The 24,576-nt window shown below is 54.5% G+C and carries 26 protein-coding genes; 19 read left to right on the forward strand and 7 right to left on the reverse strand.

Annotation, left to right across the window (positions count from 1 at the left end; translation table 11 throughout):
• The first annotated feature begins 5 nt into the window (after positions 1 to 5).
• The 18 genes from LDN04_RS01395 (at position 6) to LDN04_RS01480 (ending at position 14,890) form a co-directional block, all read left to right on the forward strand.
• Complete coding sequence (locus tag LDN04_RS01395; RefSeq protein WP_223905599.1) at positions 6 to 758, forward strand: GPMC system MBL fold metallohydrolase; 753 nt, start codon at positions 6 to 8, stop codon at positions 756 to 758.
• 95 nt (positions 759 to 853) lie between these two features.
• On the forward strand, positions 854 to 2,698 hold the full coding sequence (locus tag LDN04_RS01400; RefSeq protein ID WP_223905600.1) for a TIGR04442 family protein: 1,845 nt from the start codon (positions 854 to 856) through the stop codon (positions 2,696 to 2,698).
• Positions 2,699 to 2,796: 98 nt separating this feature from the next.
• Entirely contained in the window at positions 2,797 to 5,607 is a 2,811-nt protein-coding gene (locus LDN04_RS01405; RefSeq protein ID WP_223905602.1) for a GPMC system transcriptional regulator, read from the forward strand.
• Positions 5,608 to 5,807: 200 nt separating this feature from the next.
• Positions 5,808 to 7,124, forward strand: a complete 1,317-nt coding sequence (locus tag LDN04_RS01410; protein WP_223905604.1) for a tyrosine-type recombinase/integrase — start codon at positions 5,808 to 5,810, stop codon at positions 7,122 to 7,124.
• Positions 7,125 to 7,217: 93 nt separating this feature from the next.
• Complete coding sequence (locus LDN04_RS01415; RefSeq protein ID WP_223905605.1) at positions 7,218 to 8,360, forward strand: hypothetical protein; 1,143 nt, start codon at positions 7,218 to 7,220, stop codon at positions 8,358 to 8,360.
• Between the two features lie 177 nt (positions 8,361 to 8,537).
• On the forward strand, positions 8,538 to 8,741 hold the full coding sequence (locus LDN04_RS01420; protein WP_223905607.1) for an AlpA family transcriptional regulator: 204 nt from the start codon (positions 8,538 to 8,540) through the stop codon (positions 8,739 to 8,741).
• Between the two features lie 9 nt (positions 8,742 to 8,750).
• Positions 8,751 to 9,014: a hypothetical protein gene (locus LDN04_RS01425; protein WP_223905609.1), complete on the forward strand. Its 264-nt coding sequence runs from the start codon at positions 8,751 to 8,753 to the stop codon at positions 9,012 to 9,014.
• On the forward strand, positions 9,011 to 9,673 hold the full coding sequence (locus LDN04_RS01430) for a hypothetical protein (protein WP_223905611.1): 663 nt from the start codon (positions 9,011 to 9,013) through the stop codon (positions 9,671 to 9,673). The genes LDN04_RS01425 and LDN04_RS01430 overlap by 4 nt, the downstream gene beginning before the upstream one ends.
• A complete protein-coding gene (locus LDN04_RS01435) occupies positions 9,663 to 11,009 on the forward strand; it encodes a replicative DNA helicase (protein ID WP_223905613.1) in 1,347 nt (448 codons plus the stop codon). Before LDN04_RS01430 ends, LDN04_RS01435 begins: the two co-directional genes overlap by 11 nt.
• Entirely contained in the window at positions 11,006 to 11,191 is a 186-nt protein-coding gene (locus LDN04_RS01440; RefSeq protein WP_223905615.1) for a hypothetical protein, read from the forward strand. Before LDN04_RS01435 ends, LDN04_RS01440 begins: the two co-directional genes overlap by 4 nt.
• A gap of 31 nt (positions 11,192 to 11,222) precedes the next feature.
• Positions 11,223 to 11,420, forward strand: a complete 198-nt coding sequence (locus LDN04_RS01445) for a hypothetical protein (protein ID WP_223905617.1) — start codon at positions 11,223 to 11,225, stop codon at positions 11,418 to 11,420.
• A 23-nt stretch (positions 11,421 to 11,443) separates the two neighbouring features.
• Positions 11,444 to 11,965: a hypothetical protein gene (locus LDN04_RS01450; protein WP_223905619.1), complete on the forward strand. Its 522-nt coding sequence runs from the start codon at positions 11,444 to 11,446 to the stop codon at positions 11,963 to 11,965.
• Positions 11,966 to 11,977: 12 nt separating this feature from the next.
• Positions 11,978 to 12,979 (forward strand): hypothetical protein, encoded by a 1,002-nt coding sequence (locus tag LDN04_RS01455; protein ID WP_223905621.1) that lies wholly within the window; start codon positions 11,978 to 11,980, stop codon positions 12,977 to 12,979.
• Positions 12,980 to 12,991: 12 nt separating this feature from the next.
• Complete coding sequence (locus LDN04_RS01460) at positions 12,992 to 13,465, forward strand: terminase small subunit (protein ID WP_223905623.1); 474 nt, start codon at positions 12,992 to 12,994, stop codon at positions 13,463 to 13,465.
• Positions 13,466 to 13,795: 330 nt separating this feature from the next.
• Positions 13,796 to 14,068: a hypothetical protein gene (locus LDN04_RS01465; RefSeq protein WP_223905625.1), complete on the forward strand. Its 273-nt coding sequence runs from the start codon at positions 13,796 to 13,798 to the stop codon at positions 14,066 to 14,068.
• A gap of 11 nt (positions 14,069 to 14,079) precedes the next feature.
• A complete protein-coding gene (locus tag LDN04_RS01470; RefSeq protein ID WP_223905627.1) occupies positions 14,080 to 14,226 on the forward strand; it encodes a hypothetical protein in 147 nt (48 codons plus the stop codon).
• Between the two features lie 8 nt (positions 14,227 to 14,234).
• Complete coding sequence (locus LDN04_RS01475) at positions 14,235 to 14,429, forward strand: AlpA family transcriptional regulator (protein WP_223905629.1); 195 nt, start codon at positions 14,235 to 14,237, stop codon at positions 14,427 to 14,429.
• A gap of 155 nt (positions 14,430 to 14,584) precedes the next feature.
• The gene (locus LDN04_RS01480; protein ID WP_223905631.1) at positions 14,585 to 14,890 is read left to right on the forward strand and encodes a hypothetical protein; all 306 of its coding nucleotides are present in this window, start codon (positions 14,585 to 14,587) and stop codon (positions 14,888 to 14,890) included.
• Here LDN04_RS01480 and LDN04_RS01485 read toward each other — a convergent pair.
• From LDN04_RS01485 to LDN04_RS01500, 4 genes are all read right to left on the reverse strand, one after another.
• Entirely contained in the window at positions 14,883 to 15,281 is a 399-nt protein-coding gene (locus tag LDN04_RS01485; RefSeq protein ID WP_223905632.1) for a hypothetical protein, read from the reverse strand. The genes LDN04_RS01480 and LDN04_RS01485 overlap by 8 nt on opposite strands.
• A gap of 319 nt (positions 15,282 to 15,600) precedes the next feature.
• Complete coding sequence (locus LDN04_RS16920; protein ID WP_223905634.1) at positions 15,601 to 15,867, reverse strand: PilZ domain-containing protein; 267 nt, start codon at positions 15,865 to 15,867, stop codon at positions 15,601 to 15,603.
• Between the two features lie 35 nt (positions 15,868 to 15,902).
• Positions 15,903 to 16,190: a PilZ domain-containing protein gene (locus LDN04_RS16925; protein WP_223905636.1), complete on the reverse strand. Its 288-nt coding sequence runs from the start codon at positions 16,188 to 16,190 to the stop codon at positions 15,903 to 15,905.
• 233 nt (positions 16,191 to 16,423) lie between these two features.
• Positions 16,424 to 17,188, reverse strand: coding sequence for a response regulator (locus tag LDN04_RS01500; protein ID WP_223905638.1), 765 nt, complete (start codon positions 17,186 to 17,188; stop codon positions 16,424 to 16,426).
• A 173-nt stretch (positions 17,189 to 17,361) separates the two neighbouring features.
• On the opposite strand from LDN04_RS01500, the gene LDN04_RS01505 reads away from it, so the two are divergent.
• Positions 17,362 to 18,468, forward strand: coding sequence for a DUF362 domain-containing protein (locus LDN04_RS01505; protein WP_223905640.1), 1,107 nt, complete (start codon positions 17,362 to 17,364; stop codon positions 18,466 to 18,468).
• A 306-nt stretch (positions 18,469 to 18,774) separates the two neighbouring features.
• Here LDN04_RS01505 and LDN04_RS01510 read toward each other — a convergent pair whose 3' ends face one another.
• The 3 genes from LDN04_RS01510 to LDN04_RS01520 all read right to left on the reverse strand — a co-directional run bounded on the left by LDN04_RS01510 (position 18,775) and on the right by LDN04_RS01520 (position 24,494).
• Positions 18,775 to 23,457, reverse strand: coding sequence for an IPT/TIG domain-containing protein (locus LDN04_RS01510; protein WP_223905642.1), 4,683 nt, complete (start codon positions 23,455 to 23,457; stop codon positions 18,775 to 18,777).
• A 150-nt stretch (positions 23,458 to 23,607) separates the two neighbouring features.
• Positions 23,608 to 23,889 (reverse strand): hypothetical protein, encoded by a 282-nt coding sequence (locus tag LDN04_RS01515; RefSeq protein ID WP_223905644.1) that lies wholly within the window; start codon positions 23,887 to 23,889, stop codon positions 23,608 to 23,610.
• Positions 23,890 to 24,122: 233 nt separating this feature from the next.
• Positions 24,123 to 24,494 carry a hypothetical protein gene (locus LDN04_RS01520; protein ID WP_223905646.1) on the reverse strand — a complete coding sequence of 124 codons (372 nt, stop codon included), beginning with the start codon at positions 24,492 to 24,494 and terminating at the stop codon, positions 24,123 to 24,125.
• Between the last annotated feature and the right edge of the window lie 82 nt (positions 24,495 to 24,576).

The raw sequence follows: 24,576 nt of genomic DNA on the forward strand, positions 1-24,576 counted from the left end.
TGTCCATGAAAATAACCGTTCTCGGCAGCGGAACGTCCACCGGTGTGCCGATGGTCGGCTGTCGCTGCCCGGTCTGCACCTCAGACGACCCGCGGGACAAGAGGACACGTGCCTCGATCATCGTCGAGATCGCTGGCCGCTATATCCTGGTGGACACCTCCACTGACCTGAGAAAACAGGCCATCCGTGAACACCTCCCGCATATCGACGCGGTGCTGTTCACCCATTCCCACGCCGACCATATCCACGGGATAGACGACCTGCGCGGCTTCCATTTCATCCACAAGCGGGTTATCTCCTGTTACGGCAGCGCGGAAACCATGGCGACCATCGGCCGGAACTTCGCGTATATTTTCCAGGGGCAGGCATCGGCGGGGTACGCCCCCCTCCTGGAGCCCCATGTCGTTGCGGGGCCATTCACCCTTTTCGGCACCACCATCGTCCCGATTCCGCTCCTCCACGGAGGAATGCCCGCGACCGGTTACCGATTCGGTGACATGGCGTACCTGACTGACTGCAGCAGTATCCCGTCAGGCTCCCTCCCCCTTCTCACCGGCCTGCGGATTCTGATAATCGACGCACTGCGCTACACCCCCCACGAGAACCACTTCAACATCGCGGGGGCGCTGGACGTTGTTGCCCGGCTCAGGCCGGAACGGGCCATCTTTACCCATCTGACCCACGAAGTCCCCTACCGGGAAGGGTCAAAGCTTCCAGCAGGAGTGGAATTCGCCTACGACGGCATGAGGCTGGAGTGATCCTCCAGGAGGCCTTACGCCATGCTTTACCGGCATCATGGACTTTTATACCGGTCTGCGCTACTCTATTTCAAAACTGACCATGGACGGTGCTGATGCACACTGACATCCGCCTGCACGGACAACCAGACCAGCATATCGAATATTATGCCATTGCTGCCGGCATTGACGCCCACAAGCGGTTCTTTTTCAACTTCGATCAGTCCCGAGACGATGACCTTCGTTTCTTCTCTCCCGGCAACGAATTCACCATCGGCACGACCGGCATCAGCCACCAGGGAAACGGTGGCTCCTTCTGCGAGTATATGTTCGGGGTCGATCAGCCCATCGCCGACCTGGCCAAGGGTGACGTCATCAACCGGCTTGTCCTCTACGGCGGCCGCTACGACAAGGATGCCGGCAATCTCAGATTCAGCGATGTGACCAACGGCTCCCTCTCCTACGAAAAGATATTCTTCGAGGGGAACGCCGTCTTCAACTACTTCTTTTTCCTCCACTCGGAAAAGATCGCCGGCACCCCCCAGCAGCAGCAGGAACTGATCCTGCGGCTTCTCGGCAAGGCGATCAAGCGATCCACCGCCGTCGGCGACCAGGACGACAACACCCTCATCAGCGAAATATTCGCCCTTCTCGACGACCCCAAGGCCCAACTCTACCTCTTCAAACTGGTCAACAAGAAACACCAGGAATACTGCGACATCTTCAAATCCCTCTACTTCCGCAACAAAAAAATCGCCGACGAAGAGTTCGCCCGCCTCTCGGAACTCGCCAATCGTTATGGCATCGACCGCTACCAGCAGGAGCGGATCCGCATCGACGTCATGTACAAGCACCCGGACAACAAGCGGATCGTCGACGAATACAAGAACATCCTCATCGCCTGCAACCGCAAGGGAGAGATCAACAAGCTGGAAAATGCCCGCCTCACCAGGTTGAAGACCCTTTCCGTCCGGAACAAAATCCCCGGGGCACTCTTCTATACCCTGGACGAGATGCTGAAAAAAGACAAGAAGATGGTCGACCTGGAGGAAAACGACTACATTTCCGAGACCAGGCAGATCCTCGAAGGGTTGTTTCTCACCGAAAGCCAGATCGAAAGCACCATCGACCGGGAGGATATGCTCAAGCTCCTCTTTGCCAAGAAGCAGGCAGCCGAAAACCGCGACCACACCTTCGAAGAGATTCTCCTCGACGCCAGCAAGGCCTGTGACGAAAAGATCCGCGACGGCGCCGACATCTCCCTGCTGGAAGGGTTTTCCTACATCATCACCTACTTCGACCGGTACGATACCGCATCCTCTATCATCAGCCAGCTTGCGTTCATGGAGAACGTCAAGAGCTCCGAAGAGATGCTGCGAAGCCTCCTCGGCAACAAGAGCGAGTTCGACGCCCTCAAAGCGGGGCTGTTCAAGGAACTTTTCATCACCGGCATCCTGGAGAACAAGTACCTGGGACACTACGGGCGGAAAAAAGTCACCACCCTGACCCGCGGCCTCAATCTGATCGAGGAGAAGCGCCTCACCATCCCCGACCTCCTCCAGCAACTGCGTTCAATCGATACCGAGGAACGGATATCCCTTGTCCTCCTGGAGCATGTACGGGACCGGATACGCAACTTCTACTCCAAGTACGCCACGAAGGCGGATCAGGATGCCCTCAAGCGTGAAGTTACCGATGAATTGCGCCACAAAAAGCTCATCGACGGGGAGATCCCGGATGCGCTGTTCCGCGAAACCATCCTCGCTATCAAGAAAGAAGCCATCTACATCCACAACCTCCTCCCCTCCATCATCGACGCCAGGGACATCGCCCTGCGGGAGGACTTCCTGGAAAACTCAGGCCTCGACCGCTTCTACGTGGAAGAACTTGAGAGGGAGTACTACGAACTGAACGGCCTCAACATGGAAGAACTCTACCAGATCAGAAAGGGGCTTAACTAGCCCCTAGCCCCACACATCCCCCTTGACATCCCCCCTCAGTTTCCCCTAAAGTATCCAGTGTGTAAAAATACTACTCAGTTAATATAGCAGAGGTATCCATGGAATCTGTGCAGGCACGCCTCGCCCAGTTGCGGGAGAAGATCGCCGGCTTTGGCAAGGAGAATCTGGATGAGATGCTCCACGCCGTGGCCGAAGGAGTCAGACTGGTGACGGAGCGAGACCAGCTCAGGGTCTACCTGGAAGACCTGACCCGCGGCGCGCTCTCCTGCGCCTACGCAACAGGCCCCCAAGCGGCTGAAATCCGCGAGGCGACCTTCCCCATCATCTCCGGTGACGCCATGGTGTCAAGCGTGTTCGTTTCCCAGTACCCGTCGGAGTTCCGCGACACCTACCGTCACGGTTTGCCTCTGGACCGCAACTGGGCCGAGCGCTTCGGCATCGCCGCTACCTACCTGATCCCCATTACCAGCCAGGGGAAATCCATTGGCGTGGTCTGTATCGACAATGACCGGTCCGGCGAAGTGCTGCAGGCGCGCGGCAAGGCCCTCCTCGGGGAATTCGTCGCGACTGCGGCCGAACGGCTCGACCACGCCCGCAAATACCACCAGCAACTCCTCCTCGCCCGCCGCGTCGAAGAGTACAAGAAACGGGAAGCAGCCGGCTTCATGGTTCGCTCGGCGGTGCAGCTGATCGACCGGCTTTCCCTGGCATCGGTACTCGTACCGGTGAGCGATCAGGAAGGTACCCGGACCCTGGCAATTCTGGCCAGCCATTCGGACGACCCGGAACTGAAGGCTCAATACGACGCCCAGGGGGACATCGTCCTCCAGCGAGGGAAATCCCTCTTCGCCACCTACCTGCGGGACGATGCGGTCATCGCCGACAACCGCCTCCTTCGCCCGCTCTACATCGCCGACCTGACCCAGCAGACCCTCCAAAAGCGAGCACTTACCGAGCAGATGGCACTCCGTTCCCTCTACGTCGTCCCCCGTTACGAGCCGGAAACCCACAAAGTCATCTGCCTCGTCAACTACTTCACCCGAGAGCAGTACCGGTTCTCGGATTTCGAAATGGGGCTTCTCCAGACCCACGCAGAGATGGTGGAGCGGGTCATTACTGAAATCGGTGGCGAGCACCTGGAGATACAGGTGCTCGCCGAAATCACCGAACTGCTCAGGGAACGGAACGAAGAACTCCACCCCTTCCTGACCAAGGTTCTCTCCAAGGCAACCGAACTTATCGGCGCCGACACCGGTAGCATCGCGGTCGTCGCCGAGCGGGAAGGGGGGAAATGGCTCGTAGTAGAGGATGAAACCGGTGCCATCGTCGGCGCCAAAAGCAAGGAATGGCTGAAAAAGAACATTCCACCTTTCCGGGTCGGCGGTCCCGAACTTGCTGCTGCCGAACGGAGCCTGACCGGTTATGTCGCATGGGCCAAGCAGCCGAAGATCATTCCCCATGTAGAAGAAGAACAGCAGCGGGGTGGATTCCACCGTTCCATGCATGAACTCATCAAGAGTGAAATTGCCGTTCCGGTGGTGAGCGACGACGAAGTGATCGCCGTCATCTGCCTCAACTCCCTCAAACCGGCTTTTTTCACTGAAGAACACAAGCGGATACTCCAGATCATCGAGCGTCTGACCAGCCGCCACATCTCCGACCTGCAGAGGATCGAGCGACTCCAGGATGAAGTGACACGGCTCCAGTCGGACGTGGCCTACAAGGACCCCCACGTCTCCTCCTACCGACTCGGCAACATCATCGGCAACAGCCGCAAGGCCCAGGAGATCGTCGACTTCATCAACACGGTGTCGGTGCCACTCTTCAACCGGATCACCCTCTGGAGCAAGAACGTACTCCAGGAGGCGACCATCGGCCTTCCCTCCATCCTCGTCCTCGGCCAGACCGGGGCAGGCAAGGAATTCTTCTTCAACAACCTCTACAACAAGCTGAACGAGATGTACCGGGTCGAGATCAACCCCAACGGTGAACTCCCGGTTAAAAAGACCAACATCGCCGCGTACAGCGGGGAACTTACCTATTCGGAGCTGTTCGGCCACAAGAAGGGGGCCTTCACCGGAGCCTACAGCGACCGGAAAGGTATACTGGAAGAGGCAGGTGGGGGTGTCGTCTTTCTCGACGAAATCGGCGACGCCGACCCGAAGACCCAGGTGCAGCTACTCCGTTTCCTGGACAATGGCGGCTTCGTTCGCCTGGGGGACAACCTGGAACGTTACAGCCGGGTTCTGCTGGTTGCCGCCACCAACAGGAACCTGCGTGAGGAGATTGCAAAGGGGAATTTCCGGGAAGACCTCTACCACAGGCTCTCGGAACTCTCCATGCAGGTTCCGTCTCTCAACGAGCGGCGCGAGGACATCCCTGACCTTGCCGTCCACTTCCTCGGCAAGCTGTATCGGACCTATCGCGGCAAGGATGACACGCGTGACGATCCACCGGCCCTTTCGGACGAAGCCAAGCAGGTGCTCGTCGGCCACAGTTACGAGGGGAATATCCGGGAACTGCGCAGTATACTTCTTAGGGCTCTCTTCTTCCGCAAGGGGAAAGTAGTGACGGGGGACGATATCCGCAGGGCCATCCGGGACGGGATACGGGAGACGCTCCCCCAGGCTGCCGCAAACCTCAGCGAGCAGCTTGCGGGCGAGATCCTGACCAACATCGACAAGGGGAAGGATTTCTGGACCGCGGTCTACGAGCCCTATTCGCGCAACATGATTTCACGGGACGTGGTGCGGCTCGTGATCGAACAGAGCAGGGTGAGGGCCGGCAAGGGGATGCCCCAGATCGCCCGGGACCTCAAGGCGATCAGTGGCGACGTGAACGGAGACGAGGAAGAGAGGAAACGGTTTTTCAAGTTCAAGAATTTTCTCTACAAGACGGTGAAGATATGACGGGTTAAGCATGGTTTTTAATAGCTGTGAAATCAGTTGAAATATAAGCGTTTTATCTCTTGACTTCGTACCTTTTACCCGCTAATCTTTGGGACAGATTAAGCGGGTTTTTTAATATTCTTCGTACCTATATCGTACCTACGAAACCCAAAAACCAAATAGGTACGAAAATTTAAGGTAAAACCTTAATGGAGGCAGCTATGCCTAAGATGAAGTTTGACAAACGCAGTATTGACAAGCTTCCACTGACTGACAAGGGGCAGGTAGACTACTTCGACACCGAGACACCTGGGCTATGCTTGCGGGTAGGTATGACTGCAAAAACCTTCTTTGCCAAGACCGATATTCGTGATGCAAAGAAGAAGACGGGCTACCGGACAGCAAAGAAAACCCTTGGCCGGTATGGTGACATTACCTTGGAAGAAGCAAAGCGGATGATGGAAGGCCGGACAGAGATGAAGGACGGGCAAAAGGTTTTTGTCCCTGGTGCACGGATGGAGATGAAAAGCGGCCCCATTACCGACAATGGCGCGACTGTCACCCTGGACGACATGCTGGACTTCTATTTCACCGAGAAGAAACGCAAAAAAGATGGGTTGCCCCATAAAGCCGCAACAGTAAAAGGATACACCCGCATTATTCAGCGGCACTTTGAAACTTGGCTTCCCCTTACCTTGCCGGAGGTCGTCAAGCTGACACCGGAAATGGTGATAGAACGGCACAAGCAGATTGCCGGAGAGCACGGCGCGTATGGTGCACGTAATGCCTTCGTCATGCTCACGGCGATCATCAACTATGCAATCATTCGTCACCCTGGCGTAATTACCACAAATCCCCTGAACGTCCTACGCTTGGGGAGCCACATGAAGAAGATAGAGGCGCGGAAAGATAAACTTGAGGGAAACGATTTCAAGGCTTTCTATGATGGTATCCAGAAATTTAACGAGATCACTCGCGACGCCTACCTTGTTTGTCTCTACCAGGGACTAAGGAGCGAAGAGGCCGCCGGATTGAAATGGGAGTACGTCGAAAACGGCAAGCGGTTGGGTGGGATTGACCTTGAGAAAAAGGAAATGATTATCCCCGACACCAAGAATCGGCAGCCGTTATGCGCCCCCCTATGCCTTCAGTCCCTTACAATCCTCAAGCGGAGACAGGAACAAAACCCCGAAGGAACTCAATTTGTGTTCCCCTCCCTCCTTCGGCCTCAATGTCTGAACAAGACCGGCCACGTCCGACTTATGGCGGCAGAACTCAAGGCAAAGACCGGCCTACAGATAACCGTACATGGTCTACGTCGAACCTTCATCACCACGGCGCGGAGGCTCAAAATATTTGAGGATGCGGAGCGCCTGACAAACCACGTTGACAGCACCGTAACAGGCAAGCACTACGATGGAACGAACGTCGACGACCTACGGAAACCGCTCCAGATCATAGCAAATGAGATCGAGCGGCTGATGGTTGAAGGCGTTGGAGCGAAGGTTATTCAGTTGACGGCAGCACAAGGCGAGTAACCCACTTCACGGGGATAGGGGGCACCTGATAAGCCGGTTATCCTGGCCGGTTTCCCCGTGATACTGCACAGGAGCGCTACAGGAGGCGCTAAAATGGAACTACCAAGAGAATGGTATAGCATTACCGATCTAACAGAACGTTGGGAATGCTCGCGAGAAGACATTGAACACCTATTCGAATCAAAGCACCTGTATCCTTGCTGCCGGTTCAAGACCCCAATCAATGCGCGCCTTCTTGCTGAAGGGGCTGACGGAATGGTGGTGTCAAAACAAATTGTCCGTATAGAAGGACAGCATGTGATCATAGATTATGACCTCATTGAGTGGAAGTGGAATGGTGGCGATATCAGCAGCTGCCGTCTTTACAGCCAGGAGCGAGACCAGTTTTTCTTGGCAGTTAATCACCAGATTAAAAAAACCGAACTCATTGTAACGAAAAAAGCTGTGCTTCGGTTTGAGGTTGAAAATAATACAAAGGCCGACACAGACGACACGAAGAGCCTTTTTAAACGAGGCGAAGGGATGCAATACTGCACGCTTGAAGAAGCTGCAGAACTACTTTCAAACAAGCCCACACCTGAATGGTTGCTTCAACAAATGGTTTCCCCTGATATAGGTGATGACAAACTCCCTGGATCATTCCCCACCCCCTCTGTCTACTTTGGAGAACCGATCCTGCTAAGGGCGAGGAATACAGAACCAGCATTGTTTTCTGGTTGGTTCAACGTGGAAGGGATGGAGGAAGTAGGCAAGCTGCGTAATGGAGAAATCTGCTTTGACCACTCTTCACGGTATCTGTGCCTCACGCGGGATAACGAAAGGTATATTCCTGAAGGTCAGTTAAAAATCCCCGTCTCAAAGCTGCATATTCAGAAAGAAGAACTCGAACTTTTTGCTCGGTTGACCGGGCGAGAAATTGAAATCCTGTTCAATCCACCATCCCCAGCAAGCGAAGCAGCTAGAACGTTGAAATCGAGACAGACGGCCGAAGTAGATGGCATAGTCGAAAAGATCATGGAAACGATTAATGGTTTGGTGCAGACAGCAGCCAAGAGCCGAAGCAACGACAGGACCATAAATCACATTCGGATAATAAAAGAGGCTGGTGTACCACCCGAAAAGTTTGATTCCGTCCGGGAAAAGGTGAAACGCGAAATCAAAGCGAAATATGAAGCTGTAGGGTTTAAACCCTTGTCGAGACGGCCAAAAGACAATGACCCCTACTTTCTCCCGTAAGGTACACTACAAGGTCATTCGATAAGGTATAAGGTACCTTCTGCGCAACTCCCCCTTAACTCATTGAGTTTTGGGGGTTTTTTGTTGTCTTTTCATCGACAAACCCCTCCGCGTCGTTCTATGGTTTTCGCAACGAATAGGGTGGCCACCCAAAACAACTAAACACAGGAGCGGAAAATGGAAAAGCTCAACCTGAATGAAGTCGAGGCAGCGGAAAGATACGGCCTCAGTGTTCATTGGTTTCGTCGGGCAAGATGGGCGGGTGGTGGTCCGCAGTTTATCAAAATGGGATCAAAGGTTCTGTACCCGATAGCCGAAACCGACGCCTTCTTTAAGTCTCGCATGAGGTCAAGCACCAGCGACCCCGGCCAAGCTGCGTAGGGGGCGACCATGAGACCAGCAGAAGAACTGAAATTCACCACCGACCAGATCGACGTTGCCGCAGCCATAAGTGTGGCCACCGGTCACTCTCCGGCTGTTTACCCTGGGAAACGCTTGATGATGTTTGACTTCCCAAGGACAGAAGAAGTGGTTCAAGCCGCTGCAAACTTCGCCGCTGGCAGTCTTGTGCTTTCCGCCTCACAGCTCTTGAAATGCAGGAGCGGTCTCTATCGTCGGATGAGAGAGGCGGAGGCAGCAGGGGGTGTAAGGTGACAAGCTATGGTGGATGGATACCACTACATAAAGGGCTTGTCCGCGAGCTTCCCCACAACAGGGCATACACAAGGCTTGAGGCCATGTTTTCCCTCTCTCTGGACTATGACCAGGGGAATACAGTGACGGTGCGTGGTTATGCCGACCAGTGGAGATGGTCTCGCGGCAAGGTCGAACGATTTTTTTGTGAGATCGGAGTGGAAATCACTTACCCGCAAAACACCACGGATTTAAGGAATCAGCGCGGACATATAATGATGCCAAACCCGAGCCAAAAACGGACCAATAACGGACAAATAAAAGCTATTGATTCCAAGTGGTTGTCACGTGAAGCAGACATAAAACGGGCCAATGACGAGCCAAAAACGGGCCAATCGCAAGGCACTACTATAAAACCTAAACCTAAACCAACTTCTATACCGACCATCGAAGAAGTCAAAACCTATTGCCTTGAGAGAAATAAAGGTGTCGACCCTCAGCGGTGGTTTGATTTCTACGAGGCAAAAGGCTGGATGATTGGCAAAAATAGTATGAAGGATTGGAAGGCAGCGGTAAGGACCTGGGAAAAAGGTGCAGAGCCAGCACCACAACCGCAAGCGTTGCCTGATAACTCATACATGAATGACCCCGCTTACCAAGGGGGAAACTATGCAGCCTAGAACTCCTGAGATCATTCAAGATGCCATAATCGGCTCCCTTATCACCTGGCCAGGGGAACGCGAAACGGTTGCTTCTATCCTCCAGGCGTCGGACTTCATCTCAGGAAAGCACCGGGCTGTTTACGAATGGATGCTTTCCTCTTCTACCTATGACCTCGTAACTCTCGCCCACGCCATGAGCAGCAAGGTATCAGCCGGGGAACTGGTGGAATGGATGAGCGTTGAAAGCACTTCCGCATTTCTCCCCCGCTACTGCCGGGAGTTGAAAGAGGAAGCTAACCGGGTACGTCTTCACGACCTCAGCGCCAATATACGAGCCATGTTTGCGGATGGCCGGCCCTACCTTGAAATACGTGAGCACGTTGAATCGACCCTTGCACAAATGACAGTCGGAACAAAGCGCAAGACAATGTTGAGCGCTGCCGATCTTGCCAGTCAGGCTTACACACGGGTCGAAAAGAGGTATGAGCGGAAAGGAGAGTTGACCGGCATTCCCTACGGCTGGCCAGACCTGGACAACAAGACCAACGGGATGCACCGGGGGGATTTAATTATCATCGCCGGTCGTCCCTCCATGGGAAAGACCGCCTTTGCTCTCAACATCTTTGAGGCTGTGACCAGTAACGGTTATCGTGGCGCCTTCTTCTCCCTGGAGATGGGAACGGATCAGGTAATGGACCGCATGACCGCCAGTGTGGGACGGGTGAAGTATGGGAACATCCGGAGCGGGATGCTTGAACAAGAGCGTGACGAATGGCAACGATTCCAGTCAGCATGTGAACGGATGAACCGCCACACCATGATGATTGACGATACGCCGAGCCTATCCCTTGCCGACCTCAAGAGCAGATGCAGGAAGCTCAAAGCAGAGGAAGGGCTTGACCTCGTGGTGGTCGACTACCTCCAGTTGATGAAGATTCCGGCCAAAGAAAACCGGGTCCAGGCGATAGGGGAGATCAGCCGTGGTTTAAAATTGCTTGCCAGGGAGCTGGACTTTGCCGTCATAGCCATTTCCCAACTTAGCCGAGGGGTAGACAGCCGTATAGACAAGCGACCCACCATGAGCGATTTACGGGATTCAGGAGAACTTGAACAGGATGCAGACGTTATCCTCTTTCCCTTCCGACCAGCGGCATACTGCGACAAGTGCCGGGACCGGAAAAACGACAGCGATCATGACAGCACAAAGCACAACATGGTTGCTGAGATCATCATCGAGAAGCAGCGCAACGGGGAGCGCAACACATCATTGCCAATGGTATGGCTTGGGCAGTTCCAACGGTTCGAACAGCGAAAAAATTTCATCACAGGTCAAAGACAGGAGACAGGGAAATGACAACTATCACCGTTATCAACAACACAGAGAAGGCGGGGAAATGCAGCAAAGGTTCTTGCGAAGGGTTTCTGCTGGACTGGCTCCACGAAGCTCACAAGGCTTCACAAATCGGCAATGTAAGGAGGGCCGCGCTTATCCTTAACAACCTATTGGAGCATATGGGTAGGAATTTAGCTGCGTAGGGAAATGGATATCCAACGGAAGGAGTACGGCATGGCGAAGGTTATTTCCATAAATAAAGACAAGAAGGAACACGGGAAATGCAGCGGTTGCATGAATGAGGTTTTCTATCTTGAGAAGGCAGTTACCGCGCTTTCCGGTCTGCAAGGCGGAAAGCTGAAGGAAGCAGAGGCAGCGCTTCAAGACCTTTTGACGGACGTGGAAACGGTCCTTGCCGGCGGCGAAATCTAAAAAAATCATGAAAGGAGAGTGACATGGAACCAAAATTGATGGCAGCGATCAGGAAGCTCGAAGCTCACCACAAGGAAAGCATTGAAGGGTTGGCCAAACTCGAAGAACAGCTTCCTCTCGTGCTGGCAGGTTGGGCATTGGGGGATTTTTCGGACGGTGATTTATCGGAGCATCGCACCGCGATTGTGCAACTTCGACAGATCGTTTCTTATCCGTGGCAAGAAGCTACAGAGCCGTTGACAGCGCGGCTGAAAGCAATCCGCCTGGAACGGCAGAGGAAGCAAGGGGCTGTGCAGGCTGTTACCGCTGAACAGGCATTCCGCAAGACGTTCAATCAGCTTCGCATGACTCCTGCCGATAACCCCTTGTGGGAAAGGGCGAGGGAGGAAGCACGAGGACCGGAACACCACCGCGCCGTTGAAGCCCTTGAGCGGTTTTGGAGTCATTTCCAAATGGCGGATTACCACTTCAAGCCTGGCTCACCAAGCTTCGATGAGTATTGCAACAGTAACGGCCTGCCGGCTATGGATACCAACATTCAATAAAGGAGGCCCGTCATGGCCGATACATCGTCAATCTGGCAATCGAATAATACAGCTTTCTCGGAACTGAAGGGGGAAGCGCTCGCAGCACTGAACCGGCTCGAATCGGCAGCCAGGGCGCAAGTTTACAACAAGGTGGAGTATAAAGACCCTGGCGATATTCACACCCCCGGCCACTACGAGCCGATCGACATTAACTCCTTGCCTACCGTGGATGAAGTTATGTCAAAGGTCAACAGCATCAAGCCGGACATGTTCCCCGAAGCTCCCCGTGCTGATGATCTGGCGAAGTACAAAAAGCACGTCTGGGAATCAACCCAACTGGATACCATTCAGGCAACCCTCATGTCCTATATTTCTTCCATGGGGATGCCGTCGCAGGAGTTTCAGGACAGTATCTTCAATGAAGACAAAGAACGGCGACAGAAAGCGTTGAACGACAGTATTGATCTGATTAAGGCGCAGACTTCCGCACGTGGGTTTAAGTACGCCACTGGCCAGACTAACGCCCTGATTGCCGACCTTATCCAGAAAGACCAGTTCGACAGGGAGAATTTAAATCGGGAAATTGACAAGCTCATGACGCAGTGGGCAACGACCAACCTTCAGTTTGCGCTTCAGCAGGGGGCCTCTGTGGAAGTGGCGCATATGGACTTTGCCCACAAATACGCGATCACCTTCCGGGAGCTCTACATGACGCAGCTTAACGGCATTCTGGAGAAGTTCAGAATCCAAGTGCAGCAGGAGCTTTCCAAGCTTGACGCCGTGGTGAGGATTGTCGGAGCGAGGGCGGACGTGCTCAATGCCAATGCAGGGATTGTCGGGAAAGAGGACGCGGCATGGCACGAAAAGAACCGCCTGGAGATCACCGAGGCTTTGGGCCGTTACAGCACCGCAGTTCAGGCCATGCTCGGTCAGGGAACTATCGAGATCAATGCTTCTGCCAAATTCGCCGAGGTTGCTACAGGCTTGGCGCAATCGGTTACAAACTCGGTTCTTGGCCTCTCGTCAAAATAGTGGAGGTGTGAAATGACCCCTAAACAGGAGTTATTCGTCGTAGAGTATCTGAAGGACCTGAACGCAACTCAGGCCGCTATCCGTGCGGGGTACAGTGCAAAGACGGCACGACAGATAGCTGAAGAAAACTTGTCAAAACCTTACATCATGGCCGCAATCAACGAAGCGAAGAAGGAGCGCATCGAGGAAGTCAAGCTTGATGCCAATTACGTGCTCACCAACCTTCAGAAAGTCGTTGAACGCTGCATGCAGGCGGTCCCTGTATTGAAAAAGGAAGGCGGTGAATGGGTAGAGACAGGAGAGTTCCGATTCGATTCTTCCGGGGCAAACAGAGCATTGGAGCTGATCGGCAAACACAACAAGATGTTCACCGATGTTGTTGAGATGAACAACTTTGACAATTTGACCGAGGAACAACTGTTCGAGAGAATCGCCAAGCTGCATGAAAAGCTGGGTTTCGGGGTCTTGCTCCCTAAGAAATCCTAAGATTTTCCTGACAAAGCCTGACATCCTGGATTTCGTCAAGGTAGTTTTCAAAGCAGTACGCGCGCGCGTATATGTCGGAAAACTCCCAACCTTCTCTGTTCGAGTGTTCAGAATTATACTTCAACGATTCATCAAGACCACCGGGGGCGTCGTGAATAGCGACCCCCTTTTTTGTACTCGTTTCCCGCAATGCCCCTGCATTCCCTAAGTCAGGTGTTCATAATAATTATGAACATAACTATTTGATATTATTAAATAAAAAGCTTGACATGGGTTTATTGAAAGGGATATAACGGCAACATATTAAATTCAATTCTGGAGGGTATCATCATGCAGACAATTCAGCGTTACGGAATGGCTTTAAAATCAATCGGGGACACGATGGAAAGGGCGCATCTGCTTCTAGGGGCGCTTTCTGATCGGTGCGGTAGCAGCGCAGTCATGTTTTCAGAGCTTTCAGGTCAGGGCATAGACATGAAACCGGAACAGTCACTTGAGGTATCGGAATTGCTTTACGAGCTCGGTCACACATTGGGCTTTGTTTCTGAGTCCCTGGAAACCCAAAAAGACCGACTTTGCCGCTGTCTTGAATCTTCCAAATGACAGGAGGGGTTATGAAAAAGCTTGCCTTCGTATCACTGGCACTGCACACCATGACGGAGAACAAGATCACCCTCGAACTTCCCGAACAGCAGGGGCTTCTTGAAATCCTCGAAGACGCATATATTGAATTACGGGCGAAAGGACTTGTCCGGAAATGACCATCTACATGACCGACCACGAAGTATCCGCATACCTGCATAACCTGGGGCTGGAAATCAAGCGGTCTACCCTCCAGCAATGGAGACACACCGGAGGCGGTCCCAGCTACATCAAGATCAAGTCAAAGGTTCGTTACACCCAAGAGTCAGTAGACGCATGGCTCAATTCGTTCAAGTTGCAGAAATCTACAAGCGAGGAATAGGGCAGGAACTACCGCAGTGAGTTTTCTGACATTGTAAAAAAAGCGAAGGCCAAGATTGAAACACAGGGGAAGAGAGAGCCAAGAGGGGTATGGGAAACCATGCCCCTTTTCTTGTGGTACACTTGGAGCGTCCTCACGAAAAGGAGGGGCCGGCTATGCTAATCAATCAGGAGCAGCGACTACAGATGATCGAGCAGGCGATGAAGGACAAAGCGCCGAAGATGTTCCGGGAACTGAAGGCAGCGGGGAAACTCCAATCGTTTCTAGGGGACCACGAAGCGGCAATGATGGAGAGCTTCTACGAAGCTTACGCGGAAGCCAGGACACCGATACTGAGTCGGACGGACCCCGACCAGTTGAAGAGGGAACAGGACTTGTTCGCGGCACAGCGGGAAGCGTGGGACGACGCAATAGCGACGTGGACGGAGTTTCAGGACGAGACTACCGAATCCATCATGTAGAGATTGTTATGGTAACACCGTATTTTCTCTTGATTTCATTTATGGCTAGAACGATTTCATCACTTGCACCGGTTAAGGCCACAAGCGGATTATCAACAGAGTTCCATCGACCTCCAGGAAACAAATTCGACATGCTTGGATCCATCCCGTAGCAAGAAAATGCCATAGCAACCATTCCATAGTAAGCACCTTCGGGCATAGTTTCCGCGTAAGACTGTAATTGGCTCAGAGGGATACCCCCGGCCACAAGTAATTCTGCTGTCTTGGCACAGATAATACGTTGCTCTTCTTCACTGAGGGATAGAAACATGTGTTTCGCCGCAAGAGCGTTCTTTGCTGCTGCGAGTTTACCAGGTCCTGTTCTCCCGAACAATGCATTCAAGAATCCCATTACCTCTCCCCTCCTTGCACATATTTATATTTAAATTGTCTTAATACTCTTCCTCTGTATACGAGTCAAGGAAGTACAAGGATGAAAACAAAAAAAGCCGGCTCACTCTTGGGAAAGTGGTCGCTTTTTTCGTTCCTGGCGGGTCGATCAGATTGTCAGGAATTGTCAGGAATGAGTGAAAATCCTGGGGGATAAAAAGAGGGGGTTTTCTGCCTGTTCGTACCTATATCGTACCTATGAATTATAACTTGCTGTTATTACGCAAACTATCAAGAATTTTCTCTACAAGACGGTGAAGATATGACGGGTTTGCACTAGCCTAAAGTTTCCGTATTTCGTTGAACGTCAAGGCAATAGAGGAAGGCTCAACCCGTACAACTTTACAGGAATATTCGTGAAGAGGTTTCACCTCTACTCTAAATTCGCAATTATCACCAACGTGAATGTCGGTGTGCGGGACCGATATATTCAAAAGAGCACCACTATAAGAAATATTCTTGACCTTGGCAGGGTAATACCAATCTTCCAGGTACAGTCGACAGTTCTCTTCACAATCGACCCTGCAGTGGTGCCTGTGTTCTCGCATAGCACACCCTCCAGTCCCTACATGATTATACGGACTCAATGCACAACAGCTTTAAGTTTATTCACGCCGGTAAACTTTAAGGCAATATTTGAAGCCTCTACCCGTACAACTTCACAAGAATATTCACCAAGGGAATCCCCATCCATACTCATGCTAACTTCACAAGAATCACCAATGTGAAGGTCCGGGGGCGGAGCGTAGAAATTCACAAGAGCGCCCTCAGAAGAGATATTCTTGATTCTGGCCAAGTAATACCAATTCCCCAGACGCAGTTGACAGTTCTTTACGTAATCTGCCCTATTGTGATGCCTATGTTTTGACATGACAACCCATCAATTCACAAAGCTTTTTGTTAAACCGTATTAATTACAAAAGTACCATAGCATCAAATTATAGCAACTCAAGAGCAATAAAGAGGCCGGAGCCCACGACAGGAAGCCACCCCACCGCCACAATCTGGTGGGGAGAGTTGTGTCAGACCTTCGAACCACATAAAAAAAACCGGCTCCCCTAGGGGAAAGGGGCCGGTTCTTCTCATGAACTATCAAGAACTTTTTCAGGCGCGCCGACGAAGGTAAGAAAGAAACTCCTCCTGAGAAAGTTCCTTCTTCCGGACCAGGTGTTCGATCTGACGACTCATGGCTCCTCGTTCTCCCTGCTTCATCCCGTCCTTCACGAGAACGAAGAAGGGAATGTTGCGGGTCTGGGGATAGAGGCGGTAGCGGTCGATAAGCTCGAAGGCCGACATGTCGGGAAGCATGAGGGTACAAAAGATCAGGTACTGGCGGCCGGTGGTGGCGAGCGCCATTCCTTCCTTGCCGGTGTAGGCGTTGACCACCTCGAAACCGAGGGCCTCCATCGCCTTGGAAACTTTTTCCTCACCCTTGCGGGAGATGAGGAGAGCCTGCAGGTCGTAGTCTTCCACGTCTTCGGTGAGGCCAAGCACCGCAAGCCGCTCGGCGAGATAATCACCCTCCACCGGGAGGGTGAAGAAACCCGATACGGGAAAGACCCCGCCGACCCTTCCTTTCTCGCTGAGGAACACCGGAAGGACCGGAATATCGCGGGTTGCAGGATCGTGCTTCATGGCAAGCAGGATTCCCCAACCGTCGGTGGAATGGGGAGACAGGTCGAGGACCACCCCAAGCGGCCTTCCGTTGGCCAGTTCGTTGAGCTCCGCAACGCGGGTGCCGTAGCCGGCAACCGCCAGATAGCGCCCCACGATTTCGCCCCGTTCCGGCCGGTCGCCCAGCCCCAGTATCCAGAGTTCCCGTTCAATCGCTGTTGCAGCCATAGACGCTCCCGTCATGTCAGCGTTCATCGTCCTTAATGTAAGTAGATACCACATTTTCCGCCCGCCGCAAAGAAAGTTTCTCCGCGAACGCCTCTGCCCCGTTGAAAACGGCGCCGGTATGTGGTAGCGTTCGGAGAAACGCGATCGGAAAGTTTACATCGGTCACTGGTCCCGATCCCGGCTTTCAAGGAGAAACAGCCATGTCAAGCAACGTTTATTTCGCCGATATGCGCGCCGGCCACAAGGAAAATCTGTTCAGCAAGATCGGCCGGCTCATGCAGGAGTGCGGTATCAGGGAGCGGGTCGCCCCCGGCGACCTGGTGGCGGTCAAGGTCCATTTCGGCGAGCGGGGAAACCATGCCTTCGTCCGCCCCATATTCGTCCGGCGAGTGGTGGAGGAGATCAATAACTGCGGCGCCAGCCCTTTCCTGACCGATTCATCCACCCTTTATCCGGGGGAACGGAAAGAGGCGGTTTCAGCCCTCACCTGCGCCATCGAAAACGGTTTTGCCTATGCGGTGGTCGGTGCCCCCCTCATCATGAGTGATGGGCTGCGCGGCCACACGGCAGTTAAGGTCTCCATCCCCGGAGAATTGCTCCAGACCGTTGAAATCGGAGCGGAGATCGTGGAGGCGGACGCCCTCGTGGCAGTCTCTCACTTCAAGTGCCACGAACTGACCGGGTTCGGCGGCGTGCTGAAGAATCTCGGCATGGGATGCGCCAGCCGGCAGGGAAAACTGACTCAGCACTCCAACGTGGCCCCCAAGGTAGCGGAAAAGTTCTGCACCGGCTGCGCCCTCTGCCTCAAGGCCTGCGTCCACGACGCCATCGCCATCATCGAGGGAAAGGCCCGAATCGACGCGGAAAAGTGCACCGGCTGCGGCCGCTGCATCACCACCTGCCAGGTTAAGGCAATCAACATCCAGTGGAACGAGGCCGCTCCTCTGGTCATGAAGAAGATGAGCGAGTTCGCCATGGGGGCAGTCCGGGGGAAGGAGCACAAGTCCCTGTTCATAAACTTCATCACCCAGGTATCCCCCGCCTGCGACTGTTACGGTCACGCCGACGCCCCCATCGTCAACGACATCGGCATCTGCGCCTCCACCGACCCGGTGGCCCTCGACCAAGCCTGTGCCGACCTGGTCAACGCCGCACGCGGCAACCCGGACACGGCCCTCACCAGCGGCCTTGAGCCGGGGGGAGACAAGTTCCGCGGCGTCCACCCCGACATCGACTGGGAGATTCAGCTGGAGCACGGCGAAACAATCGGCCTGGGAACACGGAAGTACGAACTGGTGAAAATTTAACCGCAACTTGCCAAGGACGAAAAAGGCCGGGGATTATTCCCCCGGCCTTTTTCGTATTGGTTCATGCACATCAGGTTTACAAACGGAAGTGCATTACAAGTTAACCAAATAACAAGAGGTGGAGCCTTCAGGCCCCACCTCTTTGAATTACGACACAACATGGTGCACCTTATTTAGCAGGGATGCACATTCGCTGAACCAACCACCTTCGGTTTCGTGTAGGTCTGCTTTTTCATCGTTTCATCTCCTTTCCGCACTCACTTGCCGTTTGTGCAAGAGTTGGACCTCGTCTCTCTTCAAGTCACCTTACCATGGTGTTTTTGAGTTCCAGCGCTGCTTCATGGGATAGGTGGTATCTATTGTGTTGGCGTTGTCATGGCAGCTGTTGAACGCCCCGGTAGATGTATTGCCCCACCACCACTGTCCCGGATTCTGGGCCGACTGGCGTGGGTTGGATGGCGGCAGCGGACTGTAGTACCCGCCACCGATCGGGAACCGGCCCCGCCCTTTCCCGCACTGGCCGGTTGTTACTTCATGAAAACCATCATCGGTCGGGCTGGCGTAGCCGGTTGAACTTACGACACCGGCAACAGTCGCTACACCAACTATGCCAGTGGTCCCCTTTTGCCCCCGGTGCTCGAAGTTGAGACAGTTGACGGCCATGAGGCGGGGCAACCGGTAGTTGTGGGGGGCATGGCACTTGGAACAGGTATAGGAGTGAACCTTGTTGTTCGCATTGCCATCCGCCGCCGTGGATGTCGTTGCCCATCCCTTTACCGTGCCATGAATTCTGGACCGCGATTTCCAGGCGTCCGGCGCCACGTTCTGGCCCGCCTTGGGTGCCAGTAGCGTCTTGCTGTGGCAGTTGAGGCAGAGACCGCCAAACTGGGTGTCCGTCTCCTTAATCCGGTTCGTGGTATCGGCGAGGTTCCATTTCGTGGCGGTTTGCGCGGTCCCGAAGTTGACCTCGTTTGCGGTGGTGGAGCCGCCGAAGGTGTTCTGGTCGATATGGTACCGTGGTGTACTGCTCACATTCTGCTGGTTTGGCCGCGTTGTGTTTGAACCGCCATGGTTCGTCCCGCCACGCGACTCATTGGTATTCACCGGAGTGGCGTCCTCCTTGTAGGGAGAGGTCATCCAGGTCCCTTTCAGCAACGGTACCGAGTACGCCTGGTTGAGGGTCGGACTGACACCGTGCGGGTCGTGGCACGGCGTGCAGAGCCCGTTGATCTGGTGCTGGGCGTCGGGAGGGTTGTCCAGCACCGATGAGGCGCCGAAATGGCCACCCTTGTTTGCAACTACGGTGGCTTTATAGGCAAACCTCTGGGCGGGGCCGAAATAATCGCCGGCAACGGTCGGGGTTTTGAAATACGGAGAATCCCAGTACCCCATGATGCGCTGCGATGCGCCAAATGTACCGCTATATCCCCACGGCAGTGTCGCGCCGGCGGTGGAGTTCAGGTGGCAGTCGAAGCAGAGTCCCGCGCCCGGATTGTATTTGGCGTTGGCAGTGGTGGAATCGGACGAGGGCTGGTAATTGGCGGTGTAGCCGCCGATACCGTTGTCCGTGTCCTTCAGAAGCGCGCCATGGTTGCGCCCCGTGGCGCTGGAATAGTTGCTGGTGATCCCTTTGACCGTCGAACCGTGGGAGTTGTGGCAGTCATAGCAAAGGACGTTCACGGACCCGCCCGTGTTGGTTATTGGACCGTCCGTACCATTGGTAGTGTCCCAGCCACGCTTGTTGAGCGCAGAGTTGCCATGGGCTGAGAACGCCTTTATCACCGTATCCTTGGCATTGACGTTATGGGCGTTGGTCCCGGAGCTGGAGTACTTGCCCCATTTCACGCCGGCTGTCTGGGAATACCGCTCGTCGATGCTTTTGCCGTCCCACGCGTACTGCTGGGGGGTTTTCCCATCGCCGAATGGCTGGGCTGTGGCGCTCGCCGCACTATGGCAGCCGAGGCAGACTGCGTTGAGTTTCTGCATATCATGGCGTGTGCCGGTGGCGGAATATGGTACGAATGTCGTCGTGTTGCGCACCACGGGGCGTGCACCGCTCTGGTAAACGGCCAGATTGACCGGTGCACCCGATATTCTCATATCGTGATAGTTGACGTTGACCGTGCCGTCGCTGTTCGCTTCCCAGTGGCACTGGTAACAGTTCTGGTCCGCCACGCCGGCACCTTGGATATGGTGAGAATTGCCGCTGCTGAAAAAGCCCATGACGGGAGCCCGCTTGTTGCGTTGAACGAACTTGTGGCAAACAGTACAGCCACCGATGGCCTTGAACCCCTGGTCATGCGGATGGCAGACGATGCAATCCACCTGCTGCGCCTTGTTCTCGTGGCTGACGGCCGCAGACATGTTCTGTCGGTGGTAGTTGGTCTGGGAGTGGCACACCTCGCAAATCTTGGTGGAACTGGTTATTGCCGCCGAATAGACCCCGAAGCTCGGGTTCGTCCCATCATTGATCGTCGTCTTTGACTGGAACAGCACCGCGCTGCCGGGGAACGTGGTAGCATCCGGCGGAGTGAGCGTCACTCTGATCCGGGAGATGTTGGACGATCCCGGAATGTGGCAGGTGGTGCAGTCGAAGGCACCGTACTTGGCGCCAGGGATTCCCCAGCCGCCGTTGGCGCTCCAGTATGAAGCGCTCTTGGAACTGTTGGTCGCGTTGGTGCTGTTGTGGAGGAGTGCATTGTTGGCCCAGGCCGTCGCAATGAAGGTCGTCGCACTGTCGGACTGGGTGGTATGCCCCGAGCCACTCACGTTGACAGTCGACGTGAGGTTGTTGCCGCCAACAGCTGCCGCCTGGGCTTTTACCGTTAGGGTGGTGTTATATGTCGCTCCCGGAGCAAGTGCGCCGGTGGTAGCGCTCCCCAGAACGGACGGGAGAACGAAGCTTGCCGTGTTCCCCGTTTCCGTGCCAATAGCGATAGTGAAGGTGGTGCTGCCGCAGAACGCACTGTCGTTGTTCGTGACGGATAGCGTATAGACCGCCTGCTGACCAGGCTGAACGTTCGCATTGGCGCTTAGGGTCACGGTCGGTGCGTTCGCCGTGCAGGTCCCTGCCGTGACGGTGAAGACCCCCGTGCCGGTGGCGGTGCCGCCAGGAGTCGTCACGGACACGTTTTTGGCACCGGTCGTAGTTGCAGGAAGAACGGTAACCGGAACCGTGATCGTCGTTGCATTGACGACAGTGAAGGCGCCAAGTGCTATGTTGGCATCATTGAAGCTGACCGCCGTGGCTCCGGTAAAATTGGTGCCGGTGATGGTAACCGTCGTTGGTCCTGTTCCCTGGGACATGGTGTTAGGCGATGTAGACGTAACCGTTGGCGGAGCGGGGGCATTGACCGTGAAGACCCCTGTGCCAGTCCCGGTTTGGCCGCCGGGAAGGGTGACCGTCACGTTGCGCGCCCCTGTTGTGGCTCCCGCTGCGACTGTTACCGGCACAGTCAAGGTGGTGGCGTTAACATACGTTACCGCCCCCAGTGTTATCCCCGTACCACTGAATGCCACCGTGGCGCCGTTCAGGAAGTTTGTGCCGGTGATGGTCACCGTGGTCGGCCCTGCGCCTTGTGTCATGCTGTTTGGCGATGTTGAAGTTACCGTCGGTGTCGGCGCCGCGTTGACCGTGAAGGCGCCAGTACTGATGGCATTCCCCCCATCAGGGTTGGTGACCGTCACGTTACCCGCACCGGTAGTAGCAGCCGGGCCGATGCTTATGTTCACGGTCAGCTGGGTTGAAGTGTTGAACGTCGTGGAATTGACCGTTATGCCGCTACCGCTGAAGCTCGCCGTTGCACCGCTCTGAAAGTTGGTGCCGGTGATGACGACGTTCAGGGTGGTACCCTGGTTGCCGCTGCTCGGATTGAGCGGCGTCGATATGGTCGGGGGCGTGACCGTTCGCTTCGCAAGGATGACATCGCGGTACACAGGATAGGAGCTTACCGAGGAAACCGTGTAGGTGACATTGGCATGGGTATGGGCGCTCGCTGAACCACCGGCGGTGCCAGTAGCTGAGGCATAATTTCCAGTAGCTGCTCCTGATGTAGCATACACTTCGGTGCCACCATGGTTGAACGTGGCGCTGCCGCCGGTCGTGCCAGGGGTCGTTGCCGTACCCAGCAACAGGTTATTCGTATACGGCGCTGCATTGGAGATAACGGTCCACCCTCCTGTCGGGGTCGTATCGAACATGGCGATCAAGCCAACCGGGATGGGCGTGCTGGCGCCGGAACTGTTGTAGGCAAAAACCACCTGGACGTAGGGAGGCGCGTTGTTGTCGGCCGTAAAGGCGGCGGTTTGTGCGGCAAGCGTGTGGGTGTGGGTAGCGGACGCACGGTTAGTAGCCCCGGCATTGGTGCTTACCGTCCCGGATACCGCGCTGGTTGTCACCGCTCCGGTGTCATGGTTGTGGGTCGCCGCCCCTCCCGTTGCATTGTCGCTGAAGCCACGCAGGTAGTTACCATTGAGTGCCGCGTACTGGGTCCAGCCGGCGGGGAGGGTTGTAGTGTCGAATATGGCAATGGCGTTCGCAGGTATCTGTGTAGGGTTGGATGCTTTAATGAACACCAGGTTCTTGAAGGGGGGTTTATGATCCACCGTGGTCACGGTTGGAGACGGCCAGGTGTGTGTGTGGGCAACCGCCGCAGCCGCTGTACCACCCGGAGCGTATGTGCCTGTTGCGCCAGCTCCGGCCGATGAGAACGTCATGGTATGTGTATGGGTGTCCGACCCTGCCGTCGCGGCACCGTAGGATGCGGCGGCACGGGGAAAGACTCCGTAAAACGCATCACCGGCTACGCTGGAGATGCTGGTCCATCCCGCGGGCACGGCACCGTTGGCGGTGTCCCAGAGCAGGATGACGTCTCCCGACGCGGCCTTTACCGGTTTTTCCTGGTACATGACTATGGTTGCCAGCAAGGTCGCCATTACTACCAGCCCTACCTTGACCCACAGATTCATCCCCCTAATTTTTTTCGCCATCGCTTTTCCCATATCAGGTCCTTCCCTCTGAAGAGTTAGTGTTTTTCTCTATTACTGACAGCCCACCCATTTGTCGGGGCAGGAGAGTATTCAGTGTTGGCACAACGTGTCTCCCTGCCCGTCCGCAGCGACGGGCAGGGAGACCACTGTCTATCTTCTGAACGTGCTCTTCAACGCAAAGATCGCCGATCTCAGCGCTTTCAGATTACTTATATAGCTGCTGACCGGGGCAGGCTCTCCATCGTAGAACCGCCGCATCTGGTCCGATATCTTTCCATAGACTTCAAATGACACACGACCGCTGCTATCCCGCATCGGGTAGTACTTGATGCTGGGATCGAAGGTCAATAGTGCCGCAAGCAGGTAGGTATCTTCGATAATCGAAGTATTCTGGTCTTTCATGACGAACGCCGAATGCTGATTCATTGCCATTGATATGTTCCCCTGTTCGTTATCATGCCGCGCAGAAGGCTGCGGAGGTGGTCCCTCCCCGCCTGATCACCGGCAGTTGTCGTACGTTGCTAACGGTAAATGCGTACTGAAAAATCATCGGCTACAGGTCCTCTTCCAGCGAAGGAGACATGAGCCTGAACTGTCAGACACCGCGAATGGCACATGACAGACGGTGTTACTGAATTGCTTAAGAGTGGGGTACTACAAGGGAATCAGGCTGGGGGTGCACGTGAGGCAAGGAGGTTTATGCGCGGGTCAGATAGATAGGCAAGATGTTGCCGGGTAACTATCGTTGTTGTAAAAGAGGGTGCATGGAGGAAAAATGGATGGGGAAGGCCGGCAACAGCGAAAGAAATTTTTTTAGCAGCCGGATCGTGGGAATTACCGGAAATCCCCCCGTAGGAGTGTACATCGTCAATATCAGCATCGTTTTGAACAAGGTTGACATGCTTACAGGTATGTGCGGAAGTGCTAGGATCTACAAAGGGCGCGAAGTAGTCAACCTCCGTACCCAGCACACCCACGGCCAGATAGAGCATGATAAAAAAATATATAAGTGGTGCTTGCAACAGCTTCTTCATCATGACCGTCTCGCGTACTCCATGAACTTACTGCAGCTATTCCAAGAAAATATTCTGACCCGGTTAAGCAAAAGCATTTTTAGTG

The organism is Geobacter sp. AOG1 (genome assembly GCF_019972315.1).
Lineage (GTDB): Bacteria > Desulfobacterota > Desulfuromonadia > Geobacterales > Geobacteraceae > Geomobilimonas.